Below are 19,462 nucleotides of genomic sequence, written 5' to 3'. Positions count from 1 at the left end.
GTTGAGCTGAACGAGGGTGGTGAGGCCGAAAAGCGGACGTCACGCAAAGGAAAAGGCCCGATGATAAAGACGTCTTAGATGAAGATCCGCCCTGTTGCGGCTGGACAGCTTGCCGGAGAATCCTGGCGAGCCGGGAAGGATCTATTACAGGCGAGCTATAGCCGGACAAATCGAGGCAGAGCTTAGGCGTTGGAGCTTGCGCGACTCCATGCCTTCCTTTCCGTTTCGAGCGCTTGGCTGTAGAGAAGCGCCGATGGAAGCGTTTGATGTCATCATTCTGGGCGCGGGCGCGGCGGGCCTGATGTGCGCCGCAACCGCCGGCCAGCGCGGGCGGCGCGTGCTGCTGCTCGACCATGCCGACAAGGTCGGCTCGAAAATCCTCATCTCGGGCGGCGGGCGCTGCAACTTCACCAACGTGGATGCGGGGGCGGAGCGATACCTGTCGCAGAACCCGCACTTCGCCAAGTCGGCCCTCAGCCGCTACACGGCGCGGGACTTCATCGCCCTCGTCGAGAAGCATCGCATCCCCTACCACGAGAAGACCCTCGGCCAGCTGTTCTGCGACGGCTCGGCGCGGGAGATCGTCGCCATGCTGATGAACGAGTGCCAGGCCGGCAACGTGGATGTGAGGGTGCGCCACCGGATCACCGATGTCGCGGGCGGCGAAGGCTTCCGCGTCGAGACCGACCGGGGCGCTTTCCACGCCCCCAGCCTCGTGCTGGCGACCGGCGGGCCGTCCATCCCCAGGATGGGCGCAACCGCCTTCGCCCATCAGCTGGCCCGGCGTTTCGGCCTTGCGCTCACCGAGACGCGCCCCGCGCTGGTGCCCCTGAAGGCGGAGGCCGACCTGCTGCCCTTCTGCCAGCAGCTGGCGGGCGTGGCGGTGGATGCGGTCGCCGCGTGCGGCAAGCAGGAATTCCGCGAGAACATCCTGTTCACCCACCGGGGGCTGTCCGGCCCCGCGATCCTGCAAATCTCCTCCTACTGGCGGGAGGGGCAGGCGATTGCCCTTGACCTTGCGCCGGGGCTCGACGCGCTGGCGTTCCTAAAGGCGCGCAAGCGCGAGCGCCCCAAGGCCGAGCCCCGCACCGTGCTGGGCGAGATCCTGCCCGCGCGCCTTGCCGCCGCGCTCGCCGAGCAGCAACTGCCTCAGGGCCCCATGGCCAACCTGCCGGACAAGGCGCTCGCCGCATTCGCCGAACGGCTGAAGCGCTGGACGATCACGCCCGCCGGCAGCGAGGGCTACGCCAAGGCGGAGGTGACGCTGGGCGGCATCGACACCGACGGCCTGTCGGGCAAAACCATGGAGGCGCGCGCCGTGCCCGGCCTCTATGCCATCGGCGAGGCGGTGGACGTGACCGGCTGGCTCGGCGGCTACAATTTCCAGTGGGCCTGGGCCAGCGGCTGGGTGGCCGGTCAGGCGGTCTAGCCGCCGGACAGTCTTGTATCACCTGTTTGTCGCGTCGCCTGGGGGGAACAGGCCCGCCATCTCTTCCGTTCCCGGTGGCTCAAGGGGCAGCCGCTGGTGGCTGCCCCGGTTCATCGGGAGAGACAGGCATGGCCAATATTCTCGACGGCAAGCGCGTCGCCATTCTGGCGACGGACGGCTTTGAACTGGTCGAATTGACCGAGCCCCTGCGCGCGTTGCAGCGGGCGGGCGCGCAGGTGGAGGTGGTCGCCCCCAAGGCCGGGTCAATTCAGGGGTACAACCATCATGACAAGGCGGACACCATTCCGGTGGACCGCACGCTCGAACAGGCCCAGGGCGAGCGGTATGACGCCCTGATGCTGCCGGGCGGCGTCATCAACCCGGACGCGCTGCGGCTGGAGCAGACGGCGATCGCCTTCATCCGCCATTTCGTCGAGGCCCGCAAACCCATCGCCGCCATCTGCCATGGCCCGTGGACGCTCATCAACGCGGGCGGCGTCGAGGGGCGGCGGGTGACCTCCTGGCCGTCGCTGGAGGCGGATCTGAGGAACGCGGGGGCGGACTGGGTGGACCAGGCCGTGGTGGTGGACCGGGGGCTCGTCACCTCCCGCCGCCCCGACGACCTGCCCGACTTCTGCGTGGCCATGGTGGAGGAGATCAGCGAGGGCCGGCACGCCGAGGCCCCCGGCGGCCGGGTGGGCGCGGCGCAAAGCGGGGCCAGCTCGGCGAATATGCCGTGAGCGTGTGGGGGGAAAAGGAAAGGGCCGTGTTTCCATGCCACCTCGCCGGAAACGCGGCCCGAAAACCGGAACGGGGGTCGCAGGGGGATCAGGGATCCCCCTGCATCTCGAGCGTTCAACCCCCGGAGCGACCCTAGCAGCAGCGGGCGCCGCCCGCGCCGTAGCGGGCGGCCATCCGGTTGCGGAAGAACTCGGTCTCGCTCATGGGCGGCACGTCCGGGTGGCGCTCCGCCATGTGGCGGCGGTAGGCCTCGTAGGAGGGAATGCCGATCATCAGGTTGGCCGTGTCGCGCACGCCGCTGAAGAAGCGGCGCAGGGCATATTTTCCGTTCTGGTGCATCGCGCTTACTCCGCCGGAACGCCGCTGATTTCCGTCGCCGTCGGCCGGTCGATGCGCAGGGCGGCGATGGCCGTGCGGATGCCGAAGACGACGGTCGAGATCACCACGAACAGGAAGATGACGCACAGGGTGGCGTCGATCCAGTCGTTCATGATGACCCGCTGCATCTGCTCCAGCGACTTGGCCGGGGCGAGCACCTGCCCCTGCGCCAGCGCGTCGGAGAATTTGCGCGCGTGCGCCACGAAGCTGACCGTGGGGTCGGAGGAGAGCACCTTCTGGAGACCCGCGGTCACGGTGCAGACCACCAGCCAGGTGGCGGGCAGGATGGTGACCCAGGCGAAGCGGTGCTGCTTCATGCGGAACAGCACCACCGTGGCCAGCGTCAGGGCGACGGCCGCCAGCATCTGGTTGGCGATGCCGAACAGCGGCCACAGGGTGTTGACGCCGCCCAGCGGGTCGGTGACGCCCTGGTAGAGGAAGTACCCCCACGCGCCGACGCACAGTGCCGTGGCGATGAAGCCGGGCACCAGCGAGGACACCTCCCGGAAGCGGGGCGCAACGAGGCCGATGAGGTCCTGCAGCATGAAGCGTCCGGCGCGGGTGCCGGCGTCCACGGCGGTCAGGATGAACAGCGCCTCGAACAGGATGGCGAAGTGGTACCAGAAGGCCTTCATCGTCTGCCCGCCCACCACGTGGGAGAAGATCTCCGCCATGGCGACGGCGAGGGTCGGCGCGCCGCCGGTGCGGGAGATGATGGTGGACTCGCCCACGTCCCGGGCTGTCTGCACCAGCATTTCCGGGGAGATCGGGAAGCCCATGGCCGTCACGGCCGCCGCTGCGCTCTCCGGCGTGGTGCCGATGAGGGCGGCAGGGCTGTTCATGGAGAAGTAGAGGCCGGGGTCGAGGATGGAGGCACCCACCAGCGCCATGATGGCGACGAAGCTCTCCATCAGCATACCGGCGTAGCCGATGAACGGCGCGTCACGCTCGCTGGAGATCAGCTTTGGCGTGGTGCCGCTGGCGATCAGCGCATGGAAGCCCGAAACCGCGCCGCAGGCGATGGTGATGAACAGGAACGGGAACAGGTTGCCGGACCACACCGGCCCGCCGCCTGCCGCGAACTTGGTCAGCGCCGGCATCTGGAGCGGCGGGGCCATGACGACGATGCCGATGGCCAGCGCCACGATCGCGCCGATCTTGAGGAAGGTGGAGAGGTAGTCGCGGGGCGCCAGCAGCAGCCACACCGGCAGGATGGCGGCGATGCCGCCGTAGCCGATCAGCAGCCAGCACAGCTGCACCGGCGTCAGGGTGAACAGGGGGCCGAGCACCGGCGAGGCCGCCACGTCGCGGCCATAGACGATGGCGAGGATCAGCAGCACGAAGCCGATGATGGAGATTTCCGCCACCCGGCCGGGCCGGATGAAGCGCAGGTAGAGCCCCATGAAGATGGCGATGGGGATGGTGGCGGCCACGGTGAACAGGCCCCACGGGCTGTCCGCCAGCGCCCGCACCACGATGAGGGCGAGCACGGCGAGAATGATGACCATGATCATGAAGGCGCCGAACAGGGCGATGGTGCCCGCGACCGGGCCCATTTCCATGCGGACCATCTCGCCCAGCGACTTGCCGTCGCGGCGCATGGAGATGAACAGCACCATGAAGTCCTGCACCGCGCCGGCGAGGATGACGCCGAACAGGATCCACAGCGTGCCGGGCAGGTAGCCCATCTGCGCGGCCAGCACAGGCCCCACCAGCGGGCCCGCGCCGGCGATGGCGGCGAAGTGGTGGCCGAACAGCACGTAGCGGTTGGTGGGCACGTAATCGAGCCCGTCCTGCCGCCGGACAGCGGGCGTCGGCCGGTCGGGGTCGAGCCGCATGACGGAGCGCGCGATGTAGAGCGCGTAGAAGCGGTAGCCGATGAGATAGAGCGATACCGCTGCGATGACGATCCAGAGGGCGTTGATGGGCTCGCCCCGTTCAAGGGCGATAACGCCCAGAGCGGCTGCGGCGAGCAGGGCGACCAGCGCCCAGCCGATTTTGGAGAGAATTTGCACAGTTCCTGTCCCGTCGGTTCTGTTGGTCCCCCAAGGGGGGGGAAATAACCCCCAAGCTAATGCTCAAGACAAGCCTACGCCAAAAGATAGATTGGGGGGACGTTGTGGCCACAGGCTTGCGGCGCGCTTCGGCGCGGCGGGGCGAGGGTGGATCCGGCGGACCGTTGATACGGGCCGATGATAAAGGCTGGCTGGCCCTGTCTTCAGAAAAACTATGTGGTGCGATTGTCTATTGCCTTGGTAGGGTCGGGTATCCGCTGGAGTGTTCCGGGACGCGTACCATGACCCATCGTTCTGCCGCTGCCGCTTCTTCCCGCCTGCCTGCCGCCCCGGCGGCCGGGGCTGCGGGCCTGCGCCCGTGCAGGACGCGCCGAATGTGTTGTTGCCGCAGCATCTGAGGTTCTGCCGCACGTTTCGTTCGACACATTCGGGTTTCCAGATCATGAGTGACCGCAAACCCCTTCTTGGCATTGTCAGTTGCAGCCGCGACGTGGGCGGCCGCCAGGTCCACGCCGTCTCGCACCGCTATGTGGAGCCGGTGCTCGATCGCCTCGGGGCGACGGGCCTCATCGTGCCGTCGCAGGCCGATGCCGCCAGCGTCCGCCAGCTGGCGACGCTGTTCGATGGCCTGTTCCTGCCGGGCAGCTTCTCCAACGTGAACCCCCGGCACTACGGCGCCGAGGCCGAGGCCGGGCACGGCCCGTTCGACGAGGGCCGGGACCGTACGGTGTTCCTGCTGCTGGAGGAGATGCTGAAGCAGGGCAAGCCGGTGTTCGGCATCTGCCGGGGCTTTCAGGAGCTGAACGTGTTCTTCGGCGGCAGCCTGCGCTGCGATCTCGGCCATGAGGCGGCGGGGAGCATCCCCCATCACCTGCCGGTGCACGAGGAGACGGCGTTCGCGCAGCTGTTCTCGCTGAATCATGCGGTCTCGATCGCGCCGGGCGGCGTGCTGGAGACGGTGGTCGGCCGCCGCCGGGTGGTGGTGAATTCGGTACACCACCAGGGTGTCGACCGGCTGGGGCGCGGTCTCCGGGTCGAGGCGCTGGCGGACGACGGGCTGGTGGAGGCCATTTCCTGGCAGGAAGGCGGGGCCGCCGTCCTTGGCGTGCAGTGGCACCCGGAATGGGATCTGGCGACCGATCCGGTGAGCCAGGCGATCTTCGACCACTTCGGCCGCCTGCTGCATGGGGAGGGCCATGGCGCCCTCGCGTCTCCCGCCCTGCGCCGCGCCGGCGCGTAAGGACGCCGCGCCAGGGTCGCGCGCAGACGCGTTCTCCCCGAAAAGACAGTGCCCGGAACGCAGAAAGCCCCGGCCGTGAGGCCGGGGCTTTCCGTTTGTGCTCTTGTGTTCCGCGCGGGGGCGATGGTTGGTCTGTCGCGATGGGGCTCGTCGCTGTCAGGTTGCCCATCTGTTGCCTCGGGGTGCGGGAGGAGTCCTCCCTCACGACCCCCGCGCGGTTGGCTCTTTACGGCCGGGGCACGCCCTTCTCCGGCCAGCCCAGCTTGACCTTCTCCTGACGGACCATCTCGGCCACATCCTCAAGGAGCTTCTTGGCGTCGTAAACAACACCGTCCTTGATGGTGTAGCTGACGCCGCCAACGCGCTCCAGCTGCTGGGTCTGCTCGTTCAGGCGCAGGTGACCCGTGCCGTACAGAGTCTTGAAGTTCTGCAGCGGGTTTTCCTTCACCAGAACGATGTCAGCCAGCTTGCCGACGCGCACGGTGCCGATCGGCGGCACCTTCTGGCCCTTCGGTTCGTACAGGGTCAGCGCGCCGTTCAGCGTGGCGGCGGTGAGCACCTGCGACGGGTTGAAGCCGGCTTCCTGCAGCAGCTCCAGCTCCTCGATGTAGCCGAAGCCGTAGGTCTTGAAGATGAAGCCGGAGTCAGAGCCGGTCACCACACGCCCGCCGATGTTCTTGTAGTCGTTAAGCAGGCGCATGTACTTGGCGTAGAAGTTCTTCCACTTCGTCTCGATTTCCGTGGTCCAGTCGAAGAAGTAGGACCCGTGGTTCTCGCGCGAGGACTGGAAGAAGTACCACAGCTGCGGCATGGTGTAGGCATCGTGCCAGTCCGCATTGCGGGCGCGCATCAGGTCGCGCGAGGCCGCGTAGATGGTCATGGTCGGGTCGAAGGTGACGCCGGCTTCCTTCTGCGCTTCCAGGTAGGCCCACCATTCCTTGGAGCCCGGCTCGAAGCTCTCCCAGGCGAGGTTCGCCACGTTGCCGAAGCGGTGCTGCTCGTTCTGGTAGTTGTAGTCGACCGGCCAGTTCTGGATCGGGCCGTTCTTCAGCATGGACTCGAAGTGGCCGTAGAAGTGGGTCACGGTGCCGAGGCCCGCCTTGCCGGCCTGCGCCGCGCTCATGCGGGCAACGCCGATCTGCGACAGGTGGGCGGTGGTGCCCAGGCCCTGCTTCTTGGCCTCGTCGAGGATCGCCTCGACAACTTCCGGCGGCTGCGACGGGTCGTTGAACAGCTTGATGCCGTCGATGCCCTGCTTGGCCGCCCAGCGCACCCACTCACGCGCCTTCTCGGGCGTGTCGGTGACGCCGCCGGTCCAGCCCTTGCCGCTGCCCGGGGTCTGGTAGGCGAAGATGCGCGGCGCGACGATCTCGTTGCGGGCCGAACGGGCGCGCTCGCTGAGCGAGGTCTCCACGTCGCCGAGCGGCACACCGCGGACGGTGGTCACGCCGTGCGCCAGCCACAGCTTGTAGGAGTAGCTCATGTCCGGCGCCTTGTCGTCGGAGGAGCCGTGGGCGTGCAGGTCGACGAAGCCCGGCAGGGCGTACATGCCGGTGGCGTCCAGCTCGTAGTCGAAGTCGCGCGGTTCGCGGCTGTCCTTCATCGGCAGGCCAGGAGTGCCGGCCGGCCGGATGTCGGTGATGACGTTCTTCTCGATCACGATGTCGACCGGACCACGCGCCGGCGCGCCGGAGCCGTCGATCAGGGTGACGCCGCGGATCACCATCTTGCGGAACGGACCCGCGCCCTCGCCGGGCTTGCGGGCCGGAGCCGGCGTCACGCCGGCGAAGCCTTCGATGCGCGCCGGAGCCGGAACCTTGGTGAGATCGGCGAACTGCGCCGATGCGGTGCCGGCCATGGCAAAGGCCGCGCACGCTGCCGTACCGGCAAGAACGGTGCGGCGGAAGATGGACAGTGACTTTTTCATTAGTCCCCCGTTTGAATGGTCCCTGAAACCAGACGGGGTGCCGCCGGAAGATCCGTCGGCGCCCCGCATGGATCTGCTAGTTGAGCTTCTTCATCAGGCTGATGTCGAAGGTGAGCGGCGGCGTGCTGTAGACCGAGGTCTTGCCGCCCGTGTTCGAGCCGGAGCTGCGGTTGTTGACCGCGGTGCTGTCGAACACGTTGTTCACGAAGAAGGAGAGGCTCCGGTTGTTTTCCAGCCGGGGCTTTCCCCGGGTTTTGCCCCTTGCGCTTTCGCGGGGGGCGGTGGGCGGTCCGGCGACGTCAGCTCGCCGGACCGCACGCTTGTGCCTCGGGGTGCGAGAAGGAGTTACCCGCTCGCCCCCCGCGATCGCCGCTTACGGCCGGGGCACGCCCTTTTCCGGCCAGCCCAGCTTGACCTTCTCCTGACGGACCATCTCGGCCACGTCTTCGAGAAGCTTCTTGGCGTCGTAGACGATGCCGTCCTTGACGGTGTAGCTGACGCCGCCAACGCGCTCCAGCTGCTGGGTCTGCTCGTTCAGGCGCAGGTGACCCGTGCCGTAGAGCGTCTTCAGGTTCTGGAGCGGGTTCTCCTTCACGATGACCAGGTCCGCCAGCTTGCCGACGCGCACGGTGCCGATCGGCGGCACCTTCTGGCCCTTCGGTTCATAGAGGGTCAGCGCGCCGTTCAGCGTGGCGGCGGTGATCACCTGCGACGGGTTGAAGCCGGCTTCCTGCAGCAGCTCCAGCTCCTCGATGTAGCCGAAGCCGTAGGTCTTGAAGATGAAGCCGGAGTCCGAACCGGTCGCCACGCGCCCGCCGATGCTCTTGTAGTCGTTAATCAGGCGCATGAACTTGCTGTAGAAGTTCTTCCACTTGACCTCGATTTCCGTGGTCCAGTCGAAGAAGTAGGACCCGTGGTTCTCGCGCGAGGACTGGAAGAAGTACCACAGCTGCGGCATGGTGTAGGTGTCATGCCAGTCCGCATTGCGGGCGCGCATCAGGTCACGCGAGGCCGCGTAGATGGTCATGGTCGGGTCGAAGGTGACGCCGTTGGCCTTCTGCTCCTCGAGGTAGGCCCACCATTCCTTGGAGCCCGGCTCGAAGCTCTCCCAGGCGAGGTTCGCCACGTTGCCGAAGCGGTGCTGCTCGTCCTGGTAGTTGTAGTCGACCGGCCAGTTCTGGATCGGGCCGTTCTTCAGCAGCGACTCGAAGTGACCGTAGTAGTGGGTCACGGTGCCGAGGCCCGCGCGGCCAGCCTGCAGCGCGTTCATGCGGCCGACGCCGATCTGCGACAGGTGGGCGGTGGTGCCCAGGCCCTGCTTCTTGGCCTCGTCGAGGATCGCCTCGATCACCTCGGGCGGCTGATCCGGGTCGGCGCCCAGCTTGATGCCGTCGATGCCCTGCTTGGCCGCCCAGCGCACCCACTCACGCGCCTTCTCGGGCGTGTTGGTGCGGCCGCCGGTCCAGCCCTTGCCGCTGCCCGGGCGCTGGTAGGCGAAGATGCGCGGCGCGACGATCTCGTTGCGGGCCGAACGGGCGCGCTCGCTGAGCGAGGTCTCCACGTCCGCCAGCTCGACGCCGCGAACGGTGGTCACGCCGTGGGCCAGCCACAGCTTGTAGGAGTAGCTGAGGTCCGGCGCCTTGTCGTTGGTGGAGCCGTGGGTGTGCAGGTCAACGAAGCCCGGCAGCACGTACATGCCGGTGGCGTCCAGCTCGTAATCGACGTCGCGCGGCTCGCGGCCGTCCTTCATCGGCAGGCCGGGGGTGCCGGCGTTGCGGATGTCGGTGATGACGTTGTTCTCGATCACGATGTCGACCGGGCCGCGCGGCGGCGCGCCGGAGCCGTCGATCAGGGTGACGCCACGGATCACCATCTTGCGGAACGGACCCGCGCCCTCGCCGGGCTTGCGGGCCGGGGCCGGCGTGGTGCCAGCGCGGCCTTCAATGCGCGGCGGAGCCGGAACCTTGGTGAGATCGGCGAACTGCGCCATGGCCGTGCCGGTCATGGCGAAGGCCGCACACGCTGCCGTGCCTGCCAGGATGGCGCGGCGGCAGATGGAAAATGTGCTCTTCATTGTTCCCCCGTTTGGATGTCCCTGAAAGTGGAACGGGGCGCCCGCCCTTTTTTCCGGCGGACGCCCCGCTCGGAGCCCCTTAGTTGAACTTCTTCGTCAGACTGAGGCCGAAGGTCCGCGGCGGTGCGCTGTAGACCATCGTCTTGCCCCCGGTGTTCGAGCTGGAGCTGCGGCTGTTCACGGCCGCGGCGTCGAACACGTTGTTCACAAAGAAGTAGACGCTCCACTCGCCTTCCGGAGCCTGCACGCCGAAGCGGGCATTCACCAGCTCGTAGGAGTCAACCTTGCGACGATAGATGTCGGTCGAGCTCAGGGTGCTGTAGGACGAGCTCACGTGAGCCGCATCCAGGCGCACCAGGCCGTCCAGCGAGTCGTGGATCGCCCAGGTGTACTCGGCCGTACCGCTCAGGCTCCACTTCGGCACGAAGGCCAGGCGGTCGCCCTTGCGGCCGGTGGCCACCACCACCTCGCTCACCTGGTCCTCGGACAGCTTGGCGTCGGTGTAGCCGACGTTGGTGCTGAGCGAGAGGCCCGGCATCGGGTAGACCGACAGTTCCGCTTCCACGCCCTCGATGCGCGCGGCGCCGGCGTTGGAGATCAGGCCGAACACCGAGCCGGTGCCGGACGTGCGGCCGGAGACCTGCAGGTTGTCCCAGTCGATCCGGTAGCCGGTGAGGTTGAAGTAGACACCCGGCAGCGGCTGGCTCTTCATGCCGACTTCGTAGTTCCACAGGCTGTCGGACGAGTAGGCAGCCAGGGCGGCCGGCAGACCGATCACCTGGTTCACGCCGCCCGGACGGAAGCCTTCCGCCGCCTGACCGTAGATCATCAGGCTCGGGCTGAACTCATACGCGACGTTGATCTTGTGGACGAAGCCGTCTTCCTTCGAGCGCTGCTCCTGGTATGGCGTCACGCGCGAGGAGTAGTGCACCTGGCCCTTGTCGATGCGGCCGCCCACCAGCTTCTTGTACTCGTAGTAGCGGGTGCCGAGGGTCAGGGTCAGCGCGTCGAAGAACTTGTACGACAGTTCCGCGAACAGCGCCGTCTGCTTCAGCTTGTCGTTGATGGTACGGTCGTAGAACAGGTTCTCGTCGACGAAGTCCTGCAGCTTGCCGGTGTTCGGGTCGGCGGTCAGCAGGGTCGAGCGGACGACGGTCTTGCGATCCTGCAGGAAGCCGCCCACGGTCCAGTTGAACGGACCATCGCCGGTCGAGCTGACGCGCAGTTCGTGCGTCCAGTTCTTCACCGTCTGCGGCTGATAGAGGCTGGAGAAGAGGATCCGGTTGGTATAGCCCAGATACTCGTTCAGCTCCGCCGCAGAGCAGGTCAGCGAGGTGTCGCCCAGGTGATAGCGGGCGCAGCCGGCAGCGTTGTCGCGACCGTTGAAGGTGTCGCTCACGTCACCCACCTGGATGCGGTCGCGATCCTGGTAGCTGGACACCGCCGTGATGCTGAAGTCGTCGAAATCGTAGTTCAGACGGGCGCTGAACAGCAGATTTTCGTCGTAGTTGCCCGATTCCGCGCGACCATCGGTGGCGTAGCGAATGCCGGTCTCGTCGATCCAGCGCTGGCTGTCCGTGGAGACCTTCTCGTAGTAGGCCGCCAGGTCGAGGGTCAGACGGTCGGTCGGGGTGACGCGCAGCAGGGCGCGGCCGCCGTAGCTGTGGCCGTCGTTGATGTTCTTGTCGCCGTAGTAGACGTTGTCCACGTAGCCGGCGAACTGGTTGTAGTTACCCACAACGCGCAGGGCCAGCTTGTCCTCGACCAGCGGGACGTTGACCATCGCGTCAACCGAGGCGCCAAGGCTGCCGCCTTCAACCGCCGACAGAGAGGCGGCAACAGCGCCTTCCCAGCGGTCGGCCTTCGGCTTGTTGTAGATGATACGCATCGTACCACCCATCGAGCCCGAACCGTACAGCGTGCCCTGCGGACCGCGCAGAACTTCGGCGCGCTCCACGTCGAACATGCGGAAGTCCGGGGTGGACGAAGCGGAGTCGCTGGTGGTGCTGACCGAGCCGGCAACCGGCGATTCGTCGAAGTACACGCCCACCGTCGGCTCACCCGCCGCGGTCACGCCGCGCAGGATGACGCGACGGTTACCCGGGCCGCTGTCGACGATGCGAAGGCTCGGGGTGTTGCGGGTCAGGTCGGTGAAGCTGGTGTTACCCGCACGCTGGAGGGTATCACCCGTGACGGCCGAGATGGCGAGCGGCGTGTCCTGCAAGCGCGTGTCGCGCTTCAGCGCAGTAACGACGATCTCGCCTTCGGAGGCCTGCTGGGCCTGGGCCGGGTGAAGCATGGCAACCGATGCCACACCAGCCAGGAAGGCGGTCTTTCCCATACGCAAATCAACATAACGCAACATTCGTGCGTAGTTACTCTTATGACTCTTTAACATGGATTTGCCCCTGTTTCCTCATATCAAATCCACTCCCCCTTCAGGATTTTCTGTTTTTTTCCTGAATTTTTAAACGATATCACTGAAATTTCCGAATGTGCTTCGGTTTTGAAACCTTTTAAAAAATATCCTCTGGCGAGCGGCGGGAAACAAGCCCTAAAAAGCAAGGAAATTCGGAATCCGCGTTCAGAGTTGCAAGTCTCTGCTGCCAGCAACAAAAACGTTGAAATAAAAGATTAGCGAATCACAACATTGTTACTTGGAGTGCTGCTGGCGCGGGCCGGGGCGGGGGTCCGGCCCCGGGGCGGGCCACCGGCGGGCTCCGCGCGGGTCATGAACGGGTCACGAATCGCACTTTTGCGCCGGACGAGGGGAGGGGGGAGGCCCGGCACGGGGAGTCTGGCCCCCTGCCGGGTCTCCGGTTCGGCGTGTGCCTGCCTGGCTCCGGCCTACTTGGCCCGCTCGACAAGCACCGTGAACACATGCTCCTCGCGGCCGGCGCTGACCTTCACCAGCATCTCGGTCGGCTTCTTCTTGTTCTTGTTGACCGCCTTCTGGGCCTTCTTGGGCAATTCGAAGATGACCGTGCCGCCGAAGGAGTCGCCGGGGTCGACCGTTGTCGTGCTCAGCAGCTCCGTCAGGTTGACCGTCCGCTCCGGCCGTTCCGCGCCGGACTGGCCGAGCAGGGAGTCGCCGGCCTTCTTCGCCTTGGCAAAGGTGGCAAACTCGCTGGAGTAGCTGGCGGCCGCCGCGTTGATGCCGCTGCCGACGAGGCCCGAGAGCGTTTTCCAGAAGCCGCCGCCCTTCTTTTCCTTCTTGGCCACCTCCTCGTAGGAGAGGATGCGGATGGGCGTGCCGTCTGCCAGGGTGGCGGAGAGGTGCTCGGTGCCGAAGTCGAAGGGCTCGTCGCCCCCGTTCACCACCAGCACCTGGAAGGCGCTTTCCTCCTCGAACGGCTCGTTGGAGGCCATGAACCGGATCAGGCTCGACTCCTGCGCCGACTGGACGGCCCGGACGCCCCGGTCCATGCGGGCCTGCTGCCCGGCGGTCGCCTGGGCCTTCACACTATATTTATCGGCATAGGCCGGAGCGGATGCCGCGATCACGAGGCCAAGAGCCGTCAATGCGGTTGTTATCTGTCTCATTGTGCCGCCACGCTTTCTACTCACGCTACTGATGCGTTCAGGTTGGAAAAAGGCGGCGCATATTTGTAAGCGATCGTTAAGGATCGGTAACAAATTGTTGCTGGCAGCGGGCAATGGGAAGCGTGGCACCCGGGGCGGGCGCGCGAACGCCACGGGCAGGACAAGCCGGGAGGGTCCTGGGCCGGGGCCTGCGGGGGGTCGGACTTGCGGGGGCCGGGCTTGCCGGCGCTTTTCGTCTTTCGGGGGAATTTTCAGAAGGATCTGGCGGAGAGGGGGGGATTCGAACCCCCGATACGGTTGCCCGTATGCCGCATTTCGAGTGCGGTGCTTTCAACCACTCAGCCACCTCTCCCTGGTCTGCCGGGGCGGTGCCGCAAGGGCCGCCCGGCTGAGCGAGCCGCGTACATAAGCCAAGGCAGGGTCGTTGTGAAGCCCCAGTTTGCGACGCGCTGCGCAATTCTTTTGTCCGGCTCCGCCGTCGCGCCTGTGGGATTTCGGCATCAGCCGGCAAAAGTCCGGCGCGGGGCGCGGGCTTTTGCCCGTGTGCAGGCGTATAGTCTTGTGCGCTCGTCCTGTGAGCCGGGGCCGCGGGTGCCTGCCGAGGGACTTAAAACGGCCCCGGCTGGCTCCTATATCGGTCTTGAGGTCTTAACCTTGGGGTCAACCCCGTCGGTTCGAAAGGATCGGCATATGGAAAAGGTGCAACAGGGAAATACGGAGCTCAAGACGGCGGCGTTTCGCATCGGACAGGTTGTGCGTCACCGCTTTTATCCCTTCCGGGGCGTGATTTTCGACGTGGACCCGGAGTTCAGCAACCCCGAGGAATGGTGGCTCGCCATTCCGGAAGGCCTGCGGCCGGACAAGAACCAGCCCTTCTACCACCTGCTGGCCGAGAACGATCAGACCAGTTACATCGCCTATGTGAGCCAGCAGAACCTGGTGGAGGACGATTCGCGCGAGCCGGTCACCCATCCGGCGATTCCCCACGTCTTCTCCGGCTTCCGTGACGGCCAGTACCAGCTGCGGCGCGAGCGGACGAACTGAGGCGCCCGCCCGCCACGCCGGGCACCGTGGGCAGGCAAAGCGCTTTCTCGGGGCGAATTTCGGCCTTGGGAGGCGCTTTTCATTGATATGGCCGGGCGAATCAGGCATGGAGACGCCGAGGCCTGTTGCCGGAGGTGCAGCACGCGGGGCGGATTGTCCCGTGTCGTTGTCTTTGCGGCAACAAGCGGTTGACTCATGGTCAACGGTAAGTATAACTCCGCGCTTCCAAGGATCGGCCGCCGGGACCGAGTGTGTCCTGCTGTGCCGCCCAACGAATGAGAAGGTTTGAGCCATGTACGCTGTGGTGCGCACGGGTGGTAAGCAATACCGGGTCGCCGCCAACGACCAGATCACGGTCGAGAAGCTGGCCGGTGCGGCCGGTGAGACCGTTACCCTGTCCGATGTCCTGATGGTTGGCGAAGGCGCCGACGTGAAGCCGGGGAACGGCATCACCGTCACCGCCGAGATCGTCGATCAGACGAAGGGCGACAAGGTCGTCATTTTCAAGAAGAAGCGTCGTCACAACTACCGGCGCAAGCTGGGCCACCGTCAGCAGCTGACGGTGCTGAAGATCAAAGCGATCGGCTAAGTCAGAGGAGACTAGGTCATGGCACATAAAAAAGCAGGCGGCTCCTCGCGCAACGGTCGTGATTCCGCTGGCCGTCGTCTTGGCGTGAAGAAGTTCGGCGGCGAGCACGTGCTCGGCGGCAACATCATCGTGCGCCAGCGCGGCACCAAGTTCCACCCGGGCCGCAACGTCGGCATGGGCAAGGATCACACGCTCTTCGCGACCATCGAAGGCACCGTGTCGTTCCATGAGGGCAAGCTTGGTCGTCAGTACGTCAGCGTCGACCCGATGCCGATTGCAGCCGAGTAAAGCGCGGCCTGCATGAACGTCCGGGTCGCCGCAGGATGGTGACCCAGACGAGAATTTCCGGAGAGGGAGATGGGTCGCCATCTCCCTCTTTGCATTTTGACTCCCTCTCCCCACGTTCAACCTGACGGTGGGAGAGACCCATGTTCATTCGTACACCCCGGCTGCTGTTGCGGCCGCCCTGGCCGGAGGATGCGGCTCCCCTCGCTGCCTGCCTGGCGGACGGATCGATCGCGCGCCGGGCGGCCGCGATTCCGTACCCCTACAGCCTCGACGATGCCCGGGCCTTCATCGCCTGGTGCGAGGATGAGGGCGCGCCCCGGCCCGTGTTCGCGATTCTGGCCCGCGAGGCGCAGGGCGAGCATGGCCCGGATGTGGCGGTTGATGCCGCTGGCCTGCCGTTCGCAGGCGCCATCGGCCTGACGCGGGACGAGGTGACCGGCGCGTGGGAGCTGGGCTACTGGATCGCGCGGCCGTTCGAGGGGCGGGGCTACGCCACCGAGGCGGCGGCCCATGTCCTCGAGCTGGCGTTCCTGGGGCTGCGGCTGAAGCGGGTGACGGCAAGCCATTTCCTGGACAACCCGGCGTCTGCCCGGGTGCTGGCGAAGCTGGGCTTCCTGGAGGCTGGGCGCACCCGGCGCTGGTGCCCGGCGCGCAATTGCGACGTCGACTGCCGAAACGTGGCGTTGACGCGAGAGGTCTGGCTCGCTCATAGAGCAGGCCAAGTGGAGATGCACGCGGCATGAAGTTTCTCGATCAGTGCAAGATTTACCTCAAGTCCGGCGACGGCGGCGATGGCTGCGTCTCGTTCCGGCGCGAGAAGTTCATCGAGTTCGGCGGCCCTGACGGCGGTGACGGCGGCAAGGGCGGCGATATCGTCATCGAGTGCGTTGACGGGCTGAACACGCTGATCGACTACCGCTACACCCAGCATTTCCGGGCCGAGCGCGGCCACCACGGCATGGGCCGCAACCGCACCGGCGCGAACGGCAAGGATCTGGTGCTGAAGGTGCCGGCGGGCACGCAGGTGCTCTCCGACGACAAGGAGCACGTGCTCGCCGACCTCACCGAGCCCGGCCAGCGCGTGGTGCTGCTGCGCGGCGGCGATGGCGGCAAGGGCAACACCCACTTCAAGAGCGCCACCAACCGCGCGCCCCGCAAGTTCATCCCCGGCTTTCCGGGGCAGGAGATGTGGGTGTGGCTGCGCCTGAAGCTGATCGCGGACGCCGGGCTGCTCGGCCTGCCGAACGCGGGCAAGAGCACCTTCATCAATGCCGTCTCCAACGCCAAGGCCAAGGTGGGGGACTATCCCTTTACCACCCTGAAGCCGCAGCTGGGCGTGGTGCGCCACAAGGCGCGCGAGTTCGTGCTGGCGGACATCCCCGGGCTCATCAAGGGCGCGGCGGATGGCGTCGGCATCGGCGACCGCTTCCTCGGCCACATCGAGCGCTGCCGGGTGCTGCTGCATCTGGTGGACGGCACGGCGGAGAGCCCGACCAAGGCCTACCGTACCGTGCGGCGCGAGCTTGAGCTTTACGGCGCGGGGCTTGAGGACAAGCCCGAGATCGTCGCCCTCAGCAAGGTGGACACGATGGACGAGGCCGCGCGCAAGCGCCGCCAGCAGGCGCTGTCCAAGGCCATCGGCAAGCCGGTCTACCTGCTCTCCGCCGCCACCGGCGAGGGGCTGGAGCCGGTGCTCGACATGCTGATCGAGACGGTTGGCCGCGCCGCTCCGGTGGAGACGGAAACCGCATGGTCGCCCCTGTAGATCTGTTCGCCCCGGCGCGCTGCCACCGTCTGGTCGTCAAGATCGGCTCCTCGCTGCTGGTGACGCCGGACGGGCGGGTGCGGCGCGCATGGCTGGAAGGGCTGGTGGCGGAACTGGCCGCCCGCCGCGGCGCAGGGCAGCAGATCCTGGTGGTCTCCTCCGGCGCCGTGGCGCTGGGGGCACGCCGTCTCGCGATGCCGAGGGGCGGGCGCGCCAGCCTTGAGGACGCGCAGGCCAGCGCCGCCGTCGGCCAGATCGAGCTGGCGCAGGTCTACAGCGAACTGTTCGCCGCCCACGGCATCCAGGCGGCGCAGATGCTGCTCACGCTCCAGGACCTGGAGGACCGCCGCCGCTATCTCAACGTGCGCGCCACCGCCAACCGGCTGGTGGAGGCGGGAGCTGTCCCCATCATCAACGAGAACGACACCGTCGCCACCAGCGAGATCCGCTTCGGCGACAACGACCGGCTCGCCGCCCGCATGGGGCAGGCGGTGGAGGCGGGCGGCGTCATTCTGCTGTCGGACATCGACGGCCTGTTCACCGGCGATCCCAAGCGCGACCCGGACGCCCGGCTCATCCCCGTGGTGGAGCGGCTGACCTCCGAGGTCGAGGCGATGGCGGGGGGCGCGGGCGCCTCCGGCATGGGCTCGGGCGGCATGGTCTCCAAGCTTCAGGCGGCGCGGATCGCGGCCTCGGGCGGCTGCCACATGGCGATCATCTCCGGCAAGGTGGACCGGCCGCTCACCCGCTTCGAGACGGAGAAGATCGGCACCGTCTTCCCCGCGCCCGAATCGGCCCCGGCCGCGCGCAAGCGCTGGCTTGCCGGGCGGCTCAAGGTGGCGGGGCGGGTCGTCATTGACGACGGCGCGGTCGAGGCCCTGCGCCACGGCCGCAGCCTGCTGCCGGCGGGCGTGCGCGCGGTCGAGGGCGTGTTCGAGCGCGGCGACGTGGTGGATGTGGCGTCCCTGTCCGGCCAGCTGGTGGCGCGGGGCCTCTCCAGCTACCCCTCCCGGGAGGCGGTGCTGCTCTGCGGGCGCAAAAGCCATGAGATCGAGGGCATTCTGGGCTATGCTCCCCGGGCAGCCCTCGTGCACCGCGACGACATGGTGATTCTATGAACGAGATGTCCGCCGTTCCCGACACAACCCTGTCCGCCGACCCGGTGGCGCTGGTTCGCGGCATGGCGCAGCAGGCGCGCGCGGCCGTGCAGGCGCTGGGCCTCGCCACGGCGGAGACCAAGAACGCCGCCATCCGCGCCGCTGCCGGCGCCCTGCGCCGCCGCGCGGCGGAGATTCTCGCCGCCAACGAGGCGGACATGGAGGCGGGCCGCGCCAAGGGGCTGAGCGCTGCCATGCTCGACCGTCTGGCGCTGAACCCGGCCCGTATCGAGGGAATCGCCAGGGGGCTGGAGGCGGTGGCCGAACTGCCGGACCCGGTTGGCCGGGTTCAGTCCAGCTGGACGCGCCCCAACGGGCTTGTCATCGAGCGGGTGTCGGTGCCGCTCGGCGTCATCGGCGTCATCTACGAGAGCCGCCCCAACGTGACGGCGGATGCGGGCGCGCTCACCCTCAAGGCGGGCAATGCGGTCATCCTGCGCGGGGGCTCCGAGTCCATCCATTCGTCCCGGGCCATCCACGCCTGCCTCGCGGACGGGCTGCGGGAGGCCGGGCTGCCCGAGGCTGCCATCCAGCTGGTGCCGACCACGGACCGCGCGGCGGTCGGGGCCATGCTGACGGCGGTGAACCTCATCGACATCATCGTGCCGCGCGGCGGCAAGTCGCTGGTGGCGCGGGTGCAGGAGGAAGCGCGGGTGCCGGTGTTCGCGCACCTGGAGGGCATCTGCCACACCTACCTCGACAAGGCGGCGGACCTGGACATGGCCCTCCGCGTGGTGCTCAACGCCAAGCTGCGCCGCACCGGCATCTGCGGCGCGACCGAGACCCTCCTCATCGACCGCGCCGCCGCCGACCGGCTGGCCGGGCCGGTCATCGCCGCGCTGCTGGAGGCGGGGTGCGAGATCCGGGCCGAGCCCGCGCTTCAGGGGCTGGACGCGCGCATCAAGCCGGCGACGGACGAGGACTGGGTGACCGAGTATCTGGACGCCATCCTGTCGGTGAAGCTGGTGGACGGCGTCGCCGGGGCCATTGACCACATCAACCGCTACGGCTCCCACCACACGGACAGCATCATCACCACGGACGAGGCGGCCGCCGCCCGGTTCCTGCGCGAGGTGGATTCGGCCATCGTCGTCCACAACGCCTCCACCCAGTTCGCCGACGGCGGCGAGTTCGGCTTCGGCGCGGAAATCGGCATCTCGACGGGCCGCATCCACGCGCGCGGGCCGGTCGGCGTCGAACAGCTGACCACCTACAAGTACGTGGTGCGCGGCGACGGCCAGATCCGCCCGGCGTGAGCGAGCCGCAGCCTTG

17 protein-coding genes and 1 tRNA gene are annotated in these 19,462 nt (G+C 67.1%); 10 read left to right on the top strand and 8 right to left on the bottom strand.

Translation table 11 applies throughout. From position 1 onward, the window contains the following. Positions 1 to 253 precede the first annotated feature (253 nt). Together ACSJJU_RS02920 and ACSJJU_RS02915 are read left to right on the top strand one after the other, a co-directional pair. Positions 254 to 1,429 (top strand): NAD(P)/FAD-dependent oxidoreductase, encoded by a 1,176-nt coding sequence (locus ACSJJU_RS02920; RefSeq protein WP_435913670.1) that lies wholly within the window; start codon positions 254 to 256, stop codon positions 1,427 to 1,429. 128 nt (positions 1,430 to 1,557) lie between these two features. Further along, positions 1,558 to 2,169, top strand: a complete 612-nt coding sequence (locus tag ACSJJU_RS02915) for a type 1 glutamine amidotransferase domain-containing protein (RefSeq protein ID WP_435913669.1) — start codon at positions 1,558 to 1,560, stop codon at positions 2,167 to 2,169. 133 nt (positions 2,170 to 2,302) lie between these two features. On the opposite strand, the gene ACSJJU_RS02910 is transcribed toward ACSJJU_RS02915, so the two are convergent. Together ACSJJU_RS02910 and ACSJJU_RS02905 are read right to left on the bottom strand one after the other, a co-directional pair. Beyond that, positions 2,303 to 2,509, bottom strand: coding sequence for a YbdD/YjiX family protein (locus ACSJJU_RS02910; RefSeq protein WP_435913668.1), 207 nt, complete (start codon positions 2,507 to 2,509; stop codon positions 2,303 to 2,305). A gap of 5 nt (positions 2,510 to 2,514) precedes the next feature. Continuing rightward, positions 2,515 to 4,563 (bottom strand): carbon starvation CstA family protein, encoded by a 2,049-nt coding sequence (locus tag ACSJJU_RS02905; protein ID WP_435913667.1) that lies wholly within the window; start codon positions 4,561 to 4,563, stop codon positions 2,515 to 2,517. A 442-nt stretch (positions 4,564 to 5,005) separates the two neighbouring features. On the opposite strand from ACSJJU_RS02905, the gene ACSJJU_RS02900 reads away from it, so the two are divergent. Further along, the gene (locus ACSJJU_RS02900) at positions 5,006 to 5,803 is read left to right on the top strand and encodes a gamma-glutamyl-gamma-aminobutyrate hydrolase family protein (protein WP_435913666.1); all 798 of its coding nucleotides are present in this window, start codon (positions 5,006 to 5,008) and stop codon (positions 5,801 to 5,803) included. 226 nt (positions 5,804 to 6,029) lie between these two features. On the opposite strand, the gene ACSJJU_RS02895 is transcribed toward ACSJJU_RS02900, so the two are convergent. The 6 genes from ACSJJU_RS02895 to ACSJJU_RS02870 form a co-directional block, all read right to left on the bottom strand. After that, positions 6,030 to 7,661 (bottom strand): amidohydrolase family protein, encoded by a 1,632-nt coding sequence (locus ACSJJU_RS02895; RefSeq protein WP_435914370.1) that lies wholly within the window; start codon positions 7,659 to 7,661, stop codon positions 6,030 to 6,032. A 145-nt stretch (positions 7,662 to 7,806) separates the two neighbouring features. Beyond that, complete coding sequence (locus ACSJJU_RS02890) at positions 7,807 to 7,935, bottom strand: hypothetical protein (protein WP_435913665.1); 129 nt, start codon at positions 7,933 to 7,935, stop codon at positions 7,807 to 7,809. A 168-nt stretch (positions 7,936 to 8,103) separates the two neighbouring features. Next, positions 8,104 to 9,720: an amidohydrolase family protein gene (locus ACSJJU_RS02885; protein WP_435914369.1), complete on the bottom strand. Its 1,617-nt coding sequence runs from the start codon at positions 9,718 to 9,720 to the stop codon at positions 8,104 to 8,106. Between the two features lie 163 nt (positions 9,721 to 9,883). Next, positions 9,884 to 12,145: a TonB-dependent receptor gene (locus tag ACSJJU_RS02880; protein ID WP_435913664.1), complete on the bottom strand. Its 2,262-nt coding sequence runs from the start codon at positions 12,143 to 12,145 to the stop codon at positions 9,884 to 9,886. 506 nt (positions 12,146 to 12,651) lie between these two features. Further along, a complete protein-coding gene (locus ACSJJU_RS02875) occupies positions 12,652 to 13,347 on the bottom strand; it encodes a hypothetical protein (RefSeq protein WP_435913662.1) in 696 nt (231 codons plus the stop codon). Between the two features lie 262 nt (positions 13,348 to 13,609). After that, positions 13,610 to 13,699, bottom strand: a tRNA-Ser gene (locus ACSJJU_RS02870). A 338-nt stretch (positions 13,700 to 14,037) separates the two neighbouring features. Between ACSJJU_RS02870 and hspQ the strand changes: the two genes are divergently transcribed. From hspQ to ACSJJU_RS02835, 7 genes are all read left to right on the top strand, one after another. Further along, positions 14,038 to 14,391 carry a heat shock protein HspQ gene (hspQ, locus tag ACSJJU_RS02865; protein WP_435913661.1) on the top strand — a complete coding sequence of 118 codons (354 nt, stop codon included), beginning with the start codon at positions 14,038 to 14,040 and terminating at the stop codon, positions 14,389 to 14,391. A 292-nt stretch (positions 14,392 to 14,683) separates the two neighbouring features. Continuing rightward, on the top strand, positions 14,684 to 14,980 hold the full coding sequence (gene rplU, locus ACSJJU_RS02860; RefSeq protein WP_435913660.1) for a 50S ribosomal protein L21: 297 nt from the start codon (positions 14,684 to 14,686) through the stop codon (positions 14,978 to 14,980). 18 nt (positions 14,981 to 14,998) lie between these two features. Beyond that, the gene (rpmA, locus tag ACSJJU_RS02855; protein ID WP_435913659.1) at positions 14,999 to 15,268 is read left to right on the top strand and encodes a 50S ribosomal protein L27; all 270 of its coding nucleotides are present in this window, start codon (positions 14,999 to 15,001) and stop codon (positions 15,266 to 15,268) included. A 140-nt stretch (positions 15,269 to 15,408) separates the two neighbouring features. Next, positions 15,409 to 16,011: a GNAT family N-acetyltransferase gene (locus ACSJJU_RS02850; RefSeq protein ID WP_435913658.1), complete on the top strand. Its 603-nt coding sequence runs from the start codon at positions 15,409 to 15,411 to the stop codon at positions 16,009 to 16,011. Continuing rightward, positions 16,008 to 17,033 carry a GTPase ObgE gene (gene obgE / locus ACSJJU_RS02845; RefSeq protein WP_435913657.1) on the top strand — a complete coding sequence of 342 codons (1,026 nt, stop codon included), beginning with the start codon at positions 16,008 to 16,010 and terminating at the stop codon, positions 17,031 to 17,033. Before ACSJJU_RS02850 ends, obgE begins: the two co-directional genes overlap by 4 nt. Next, entirely contained in the window at positions 17,018 to 18,151 is a 1,134-nt protein-coding gene (gene proB / locus ACSJJU_RS02840; protein WP_435913655.1) for a glutamate 5-kinase, read from the top strand. The genes obgE and proB overlap by 16 nt, the downstream gene beginning before the upstream one ends. Beyond that, positions 18,148 to 19,446 (top strand): glutamate-5-semialdehyde dehydrogenase, encoded by a 1,299-nt coding sequence (locus tag ACSJJU_RS02835; RefSeq protein WP_435913654.1) that lies wholly within the window; start codon positions 18,148 to 18,150, stop codon positions 19,444 to 19,446. The genes proB and ACSJJU_RS02835 overlap by 4 nt, the downstream gene beginning before the upstream one ends. Positions 19,447 to 19,462: the final 16 nt, after the last annotated feature.

The sequence above is a fragment of the Pedomonas sp. V897 genome (genome assembly GCF_051304405.1).
Classification (GTDB): Bacteria; Pseudomonadota; Alphaproteobacteria; order Sphingomonadales; family Sphingomonadaceae; genus Pedomonas.
Note: the sequence above shows the minus strand (reverse complement) of the source record. Positions and strands in the feature narration are given on the sequence as shown.